This is a genomic window from Synechococcus sp. R6-10, from assembly GCF_047461815.1.
Lineage (GTDB): Bacteria > Cyanobacteriota > Cyanobacteriia > Thermostichales > Thermostichaceae > Thermostichus.
Genome location: NZ_JANSHW010000037.1, coordinates 1 through 7,385, shown reverse-complemented (window position 1 = coordinate 7,385; position 7,385 = coordinate 1). Strand labels below are relative to the sequence as shown.

Genomic DNA, 7,385 nt, shown 5'->3' with positions numbered 1-7,385 from the left:
AGGGGGAAACTTGGTCTACTATATCCCTCTCAATGACTTTTGCCAAACTGCCTAAAGCTCAGTAAATTCAGCGAAGTTCAGGGTTTTGGGGGTTAGAGGCATGCTCTAGTACTACCCTTACTCCTGCAGGGGCCTGTGCTCAACGCCCAGGGGCTTACCTCTGACAATACCACTGGTCTTAGCCCTCTTCAGCCAGGAGGTGATTTTCGGAAGAGTTCCCAGAAGAGGGCTGGATCCCCTACCCCCGCATAGGCAACCTCGAAGGGTAGAGCTTAGGATGGCTTGACCCATCTCCTCTTTATCAGCTCTCTCGCTGCCTATGAACCTGTCATCCATTGCCAAGCCACAGCAGCTTTCTCTTTTGCTGATTGCACTTCAGCTAACTCTGGGAGCGCCGGCGACAGCTCATCCGGTCACCAGTTCTGCAACGGACTCGACGGCGACAGCCGTTCAGCGAGTAACGGAAATTCATGGCGGAGCTGGGCCTTGGGCCGTGGTCGGCTATCGCATGGGGATGCGCGCTCTGCAGGAGCTGGGCTTGATGAGTCCAACTCCCCACACTTCTAGGAACCGTTTTCTGGTGGAGGTCATTCACGAGTCGCCGGCAGAGATCCCGTTCGTGTGCATTGTGGATGGCTTGCATGCTGCAACAGGGGCCAGTTTGGGCAAGTTGAACTTGAAGCTGGTGGAGGTCGAATCTCTTGAAAAAATGCGCAGCGTGGTCATCCACCGAGAGACCGGCAAGCGGGTGGAGTTTCAAGTTTTGCCCGAGTTTATAGACAAATACCGGAACTTGCCCCCGGAACAACTGGCGGCTGCAGGGCAGGAAGTTCTTCAACTGGCCGATGAGAAGCTTTTCCGTCTCGCCATTAGCCCATAGCAGGGAATATCGCTTCGGGATCCCTTCGGCATTCCTGAGCCAATCAGCTCCAGACCCGAGCGGGTGGCCACCTCTGCCGGATGCTCTCTTTCTGGAACTAACTCTGATTATCGTGGGCTCGCTAGGTACCCCCTAAGGGATCCGGGCTTGAGCGAATACATCTTGAGGGATCACCTTTAGACCCGGCAGGAAATCATCTTGAATGGCTTGGGATCCCGTAAAGGTGCGCGGCGGGGCATCGGGATAGAAGACGGTGATGCTCTTGGCTTGGGGATCCACAACCCAAACCCTGGGGATCCCAGCTTCTAGATAATCGGTTGCCTTCTGAGCTATGGCTCCAAAACTCTGGCCAGGAGAAAGGATCTCGATCACCAACTCGGGAATGGCAAAACAAGGTTCATCGGTCATGGCCTCAACCGGCAACCGCTCGTTAGAGATGTAAGTAACATCAGGAACTGGGATCCAGGGCTCTGCCTTTCGTGTTAAAACAACTGCCCACTCAGTATGTGCTGACCCAGGCTTAGGACACTCAGGGCTAGAGCACCAGTCCTCCAAAATTTGCCACAACACCGGTTGGAGACGAGCATGGAAGCGTTTTGGCGACATGGGTTCGTTTTTGGAGACGGCCCGCCCATCGACTAGCTCATAGACAATATCCCCCTCCGGCAAGGCCAGAAACTGTTCGGGAGTTAGCTTTTGACCTGAAATGGACAACTCTGGAGTCGATAGCATCACAGGATCCCCGTTGTTTAGGATGGCCGAATCTCTGTCTAGGCTAGCTCTGACATCCCCCACCTTCACCGTTTTGAAACAGTTGTCGAGCAGGGATCCAAATCCAGCGGCAAGATGGCTCCACTCAATTTTGGGGGTAGAGATCCCCATCTTTCTGGCACCGGCTGAGCAGAGGATGCCACTTTTCGGGAGAGGATAGGGCAACATTCAACCCAGAACCCTCTCCAGGCAACTTGAGAAGGGGGGGCTTCCAAGCTGCAGTAGCTTGAAGATGCCCGTGCTTCAATGCTTGAAAGCCGTCATCGAGAGGATCCCTATGGCTAATACCCTTTTGACCACTCTAGGCACCAGCCCCTACAGCGAGACGGTGTATGTTTTTGGGGAGCGGAAAGCCGATAGAACCCGTTATGTTGCCAAAGCCCTCTGTCAGCTCTTTGACATCGAGAGGGTGATTGTGCTGCTAACCCAAGAAGCACATGACACCCATTGGAAGCATCTACAGGACTGCCTACCCCCCCACGTGGAGAAAATTGCCAAGGCCATTCCTGAAGGGAAAACCGAGGCAGAGACCTGGGAGATCTTCGATGTGCTGGTCGATAGCATCGAGCCCCATACGCGGCTGGTTTTCGATATCACCCACGCCTTTCGCTCCATCCCCGTACTGGTGCTCTTGGGAGCCGCCCTTTTGCGCAAGGCCAAGAATGTAAATATTCAGGGGCTGTACTACGGTCTCTATCTCAAAGACCAGCAGGAAACACCCATCATCGATCTCACCCCCGCCCTTCGTCTTTTGGACTGGCTGACGGCTACCGACAAATTCATTAGCACCGGCTCGGCCTTGGAGTTGGGCCAACTTTTGGATACAGTTCAACGGGACTTTTACCGCCAACCAAAGCTCGGCAAAAGGGATCCCAAGCCCATCCGGCTGCAGAACTTTGGCCAAGCCATCCGCAATATCTCTCGTTCCCTGGAGCTGGTAAGACCGGTCAGCCTTTTGGAGGATGACTTGCTTAGGTTGCAAAGGCACTCCACCCAGGAGTTGGCAGAAGAGGTGGGCCAATTTGCCAAGCCCTTTGGCTTGCTGTTGCAAAGCATTCAAGACAGCTACAGCCAACTGGCTTTGCCAGCAGACAGAGCTACGGATGCCAAGGCTCAAGTTCAAAAGCAATTTCAACTGCTGCGCTGGTATGTGGAGAAACGCTTCACCACGCAGGCAATTCTCTTAGCTCGGGAGTGGGTGATCTCGGCCCTCTGCTTGTGTGAGGGGCTGCCCAACTACCGCCAGCGGGAAGCGCGGCAGGAGATCGAACACCAACTGGGATCCCTCATTCCACGGGAAGACCAGCCCCAGGCGCCTCCTGACATTGCTGCCCATGTTCCCGATGTGCAGAAACTTGCCAACCTCTGGTCTCGCCTCAGCCAGTACCGCAACGATGTTGCCCATGTGCAGATGAATCCAAACCCTTTGAACAGCGAAGCTCTAGAAAGCTTTGTTTTGCAAGACCTGCTGCCTGGCCTGGAAGAGCTGTTTCCCAAATTGACCTGGGCAGAAGGGAAGTTGGAAGGGGATCTTTCCACTTCTCCGTAGGCTAAAGACATCGGTTCGCCCTCAGGTTCTGGGTTTTTGGTCAAACAACGGCTATAAATACTGAAGAAAACTGAGGGCTGGCCGGGATCAGATCGATTTTGTTTTGTAGCTTCTGTAGCCACGACATCGGGTGGCTACCGGGGTTTTGTTCCTTGTTCGAGGAGTTCCTAACTGTTCTGTTTCTCCAGCGAAAACACCATGTCTTACTACTGGCAAGCTAAGCTCTGGGGTCTGTTACATGATCCCGCCCTCAAAGCCCTACACGACAGGACTGGCCGCTCCAAGGAAGGGCTGTGGACCAGACTGGCGGCGATGCAGGGATGGTCTTCTCCCAAAGCCGAGGGATCCTCTCCCATAGGCGATGCCGATCTCATCGCCTCGGCCAGCGACCGCGCGGCCATTGGCCATTTGCCCATAGCCATCAACTATCAAGTTGAGGATCGCAACTTGGGTCTTGGACTAGAAATGAGCCACTTGCTCTCCGGGCGCAAGCACTTTTGGCAATTGGCCAATGAGCAACACCAAGCCCTCAAGAATGCCTGCTCCCGTGCAGACTACCTGATGGAACGGGAGGAGAACGCCATCCCTGATTGGGTTCGGCAGGAGACGGATCCCCAAAAAGTGTTTTGGTGGTTTTGGCGGTGCTTTCCCCAGGCCATTTGTCAGGAGTTTGGGGATGAGAGCTTGCTGTTATTGCCAGCAGAAACCCGGCTGCCAGACGGATCCCTGTGGAGCCACGCCAGCGTCACCGCAGCCCTAGCGGGATGTTTGGCCGGCTACGACGAGCCCAAGTTCGCGCGTCCCTTCTTGGTGAGCTTTACCTTCAACCCCATCCAGGAGCTGATCAAAGCCAGCCGCAAGATGCGGGACTTTTGGGCCGGATCCTGGCTGCTGCACTACCTTTCTGCCCGCATGAGTTGGCGGCTTGCCGAGAAATACGGCCCCGACTGTCTGCTCTACCCCAGCCTCTACGGCCAGCCGTTAATCGACTACTGGCTGCGGGAGAAGTACCCCGAATTTGAAGAATGGATCCCTCAACCTTCTGCCAACGCCCTGCTCACCGCCGGCTTTCCCAATGTGCTCCTGCTGCTGTTGCCGGAAGACCGGGTGCAAGCGGCCATGCAGATGGCGCAGCAGACCCTCAAGGAAGAATGGAAGCAGTTGGCCCAGAGGGTGCTGGATCACCTGCAGGGGGATCGCCGCTGGATGGTGCAGTTGCACCCAGAGGATCCCACCTGGCAGGGATGGCTGGAGCATCAGTGGCAGCACTACTGGGCAGCCGTGCCCTTGGGATCCCCGGCTCATGCCCTCAAGGATACCGGCATCCTCAAGCCCCCTCAGGTTTCCATTGATGAGGATCCCTGGGTCAGTGCCCAAAACCGCACCTATCACCTGGGGGCTAAGCAAAAGCTCTTTGCTGATGAGGAGCTGGAGTTTCTGCGGGCTAGCTTTTGGGATCCCCAAAGACAACAGCGCCGCCAATACAAGGCCGGACTCAACGTCGGATCTTGGTGGGCAGCCGCAGTGGAGCAAAGTCGGCGGCTACAAGCCGCTTGTAAGCAGGCCCGCGATTGGCAGCTCCCCGTTGCGTTTGGGCCGCGCAGCACCGTTTCGGGCTTGGGGCCGGTGGTGCATCCCTCACCGCGGCAGGGGTGGATAACAGAAGGGGAGAGTCGGCGGCTTTGGCAACGGCAGGCCGGGCTCTTCGATGGCCGGGAACAGCTCAATGCCACCGAAACCCTCAAGCGGGGCTTGTACAAAGTGCTGCCGGAGCTCTTCCGCGAGCTGGATGAAGACCAGATTGCCGCTTCCTACCCGGATCTCACCGCTGGCGTAGCCGGCTACCTCAAGACTCACGGGCGACGGGAACGAGAGCACTTCGAGCAGGCCTGTCAGGCAGTGGAGGCCCGCTACCCGGAGGTCAGAGGGGTGCTGCGGGAAATGCGGGGCAAATGGGGGATCCCGTGGGCCGACCGGCAGAACCTGCGCTACCATCCCCGTCTGCTCAATGCCGGTTGGCTGGTGGAAGACCTGGAGCTGGACGAGGAAACGCAAAGAAGCTACCGGCAGGACATCGAGACGCTTCTAGGCCGCTACTACCCCAGCGTTAACCCCGCCAGTTGGTACGTGCTGGCTGCCGGGGATGGGGACGACATGGGCAAATGGCTCAGGGGCGAGAAGATGAAATCCTACTACGACTATCTGCCTCAACCCCTACAGCGGCTGGCCAACGGGCAAACGGAAGCCATTGGCGAGGTCTTTGGCAAGGACAAGGAGGAGCTGGAGCAAGTCAAAGACGCTTTTCAGAAGTTTGTCAAAAACAGCCGCAAGCGCATGGGGCCTGCCACCCACAGCGCCCTAAGCCGCGCCCTGCTGGATTTTTCCGGCCAGTTGGTGCCCTACCTAACAGAGCAACGCTATGCAGGCAAGCTCATCTACGCCGGTGGGGACGACGTTTTGGCCTACACCAACCTCTGGGAGTGGGATGGCTGGCTGTGGGATATTCGCCAGTGTTTCCGGGGGGGAGAGGATGACTGGCGGGAGTTTGAGAACCTGGGGGACTACTGGCAGTGGAAAAAAGGGCGGCCTCCCGAAGGTTTGAGCCGGCGCCCCCTCTTTACCCTGGGATCCGCAGCCACCATCAGCTTCGGCGTGGTGATTGCCCATCACTCGGTGCCTCTGGCCATTGCCCTGGAAAACCTTTGGCAGGCGGAAGAAGAAGCCAAGGGCCACCTCTATGCCCATGGCTGCCCCAAAGACAGCGTGCAGGTGCGGGTGCTGTTTGCCAATGGCAACCAACTGGTGAGCACCAGCAAGTTCGACACGTTCGACAAGTGGAAGGATCTCCTTGATTTTGACTGGAAGCTCATGGGCCAGCAGCAGGATCAAAGCTCCTTGTTTGAGCAGGCAGCCCAACTGTGGGAGCAACATCCAGCTCCGAGCCTAGAGGCAGTGCGCGAGTGGGCCCGGTTGTTCTGCAGCCGCCGGGATCTCTTCAAACAGGAATCGGAGCAGAAAGAGCACTTCCAGAACAAGCTTGTGGAGTTTATCCAGCATTTTTGGCAGCACAGCCTACCCGCCCAGCCGCAGGCGTGGGATCTGGAGATCAAAAACTGGTTCAAGTTGGCAGCTTTCGTGCTGCGCAACCGCACCGTTGCTTTGGGGAGGAACAGCCGATGAGTTGGTTTACCCTATCACCCTTGGATGTGTGGATGTTTCGGGATGCTAAGCCCTTTGCGCCGGGAGAGCGGGCCTGGGCCAACAGCAGCTTTCCCCCTAGCGGCCATACCCTTGCTGGTGCTATCCAGGCTTACCTGGGCCAGCCGATGACGCTGCGGCTGCGGGGCCCCTTTCTCTGCCACGACGAAAGGCTCTATTTCCCCGCCCCTCTGCATCTGGAAGACGGATTCCCCCTTGTTCCCGTTCCTTGGTTGGACGAGAGGGATCCCTACTTCCATTGCCACTGGGATCCCACCCGGCCAGCCCCCTTGGTTTCCTTGAGGCCGGTAGAGGAGGAACCCGAATGCAGCCAGAGCAGCAAGAAGAAAAAAACAGGAGGCTACCTGCCCTTCGAGGCGGTGCAAAAGGCGCTGGAAGGCAAAGGCTGGGATCTCAGCCAGGCCGTCAAGCCGCCGTTGAAGTATGAAGTACGGCCCCACAACACCCTGCAGGTGAGCAAGCGGCAAGTGCGAGAAGCCGATGGCTACTTTGTGGAGACCTGCATCCGCCTTCAGCCGGGCTGGAGTTTGGCCCTTTCCATCGAGTGCTGGGATCCCGATCGCGAAGCCTGGGATCCCCTACCCCTTACTCAGGAAGCAGTGCTGCGGCTGGGGGGAGAAGGCCACTGCGCTTTGCTGGCCCCCTGTCCGAAGCTGCAGGAGCAGTGGCAGCAGTTGCAGGACCTTTCTCAGGCCGCCTTTTGCCAAGCCGGACGCGCTTTGGCCTACTTGGTGACCCCAGGTGTGTTCATCAAAAAGGTGGACGGGCGTTCCCTCTGCCGCGCCTGGCCGTGGGAATGGAGATTGGCCACTCCCCACCCCGCCCATCCCCTCACCGGCCCCTTAGTGAGTGTAGCTACCGGCAAGCCCGTTCCCATCAGTGGACGCCTGCGGGTGGATCGCCCCCAAGAGCAGCGGCAGATGAGCCTGCCTGCCCCCCAAGTTTTTGCCGCGCCCCCTGGTAGCG

The 7,385-nt window shown here is 57.6% G+C and carries 5 protein-coding genes; 4 read left to right on the top strand and 1 reads right to left on the bottom strand.

Features of this window, described 5'->3' with window-relative positions; all coding sequences use genetic code 11:
* Nucleotides 1-361 precede the first annotated feature (361 nt).
* Nucleotides 362-880 (top strand): formylmethanofuran dehydrogenase subunit E family protein, encoded by a 519-nt coding sequence (locus NW837_RS01160; RefSeq protein ID WP_414328897.1) that lies wholly within the window; start codon nucleotides 362-364, stop codon nucleotides 878-880.
* 132 nt (nucleotides 881-1,012) lie between these two features.
* On the opposite strand, the gene NW837_RS01155 is transcribed toward NW837_RS01160, so the two are convergent.
* Entirely contained in the window at nucleotides 1,013-1,762 is a 750-nt protein-coding gene (locus tag NW837_RS01155) for a Uma2 family endonuclease (RefSeq protein ID WP_414328896.1), read from the bottom strand.
* Nucleotides 1,763-1,928: 166 nt separating this feature from the next.
* Here NW837_RS01155 and csx2 point away from each other — a divergent pair, with 166 nt between their 5' ends.
* The 3 genes from csx2 to NW837_RS01140 form a co-directional block, all read left to right on the top strand.
* A complete protein-coding gene (gene csx2, locus NW837_RS01150) occupies nucleotides 1,929-3,200 on the top strand; it encodes a TIGR02221 family CRISPR-associated protein (RefSeq protein ID WP_414328895.1) in 1,272 nt (423 codons plus the stop codon).
* Nucleotides 3,201-3,398: 198 nt separating this feature from the next.
* Nucleotides 3,399-6,380 (top strand): type III-B CRISPR-associated protein Cas10/Cmr2, encoded by a 2,982-nt coding sequence (gene cas10 / locus NW837_RS01145; protein ID WP_414328893.1) that lies wholly within the window; start codon nucleotides 3,399-3,401, stop codon nucleotides 6,378-6,380.
* A partial coding sequence (locus NW837_RS01140; RefSeq protein WP_414328892.1) for a type III-B CRISPR module-associated protein Cmr3 occupies nucleotides 6,377-7,385 on the top strand: 1,009 nt, incomplete at its 3' end. The genes cas10 and NW837_RS01140, both read left to right, overlap by 4 nt.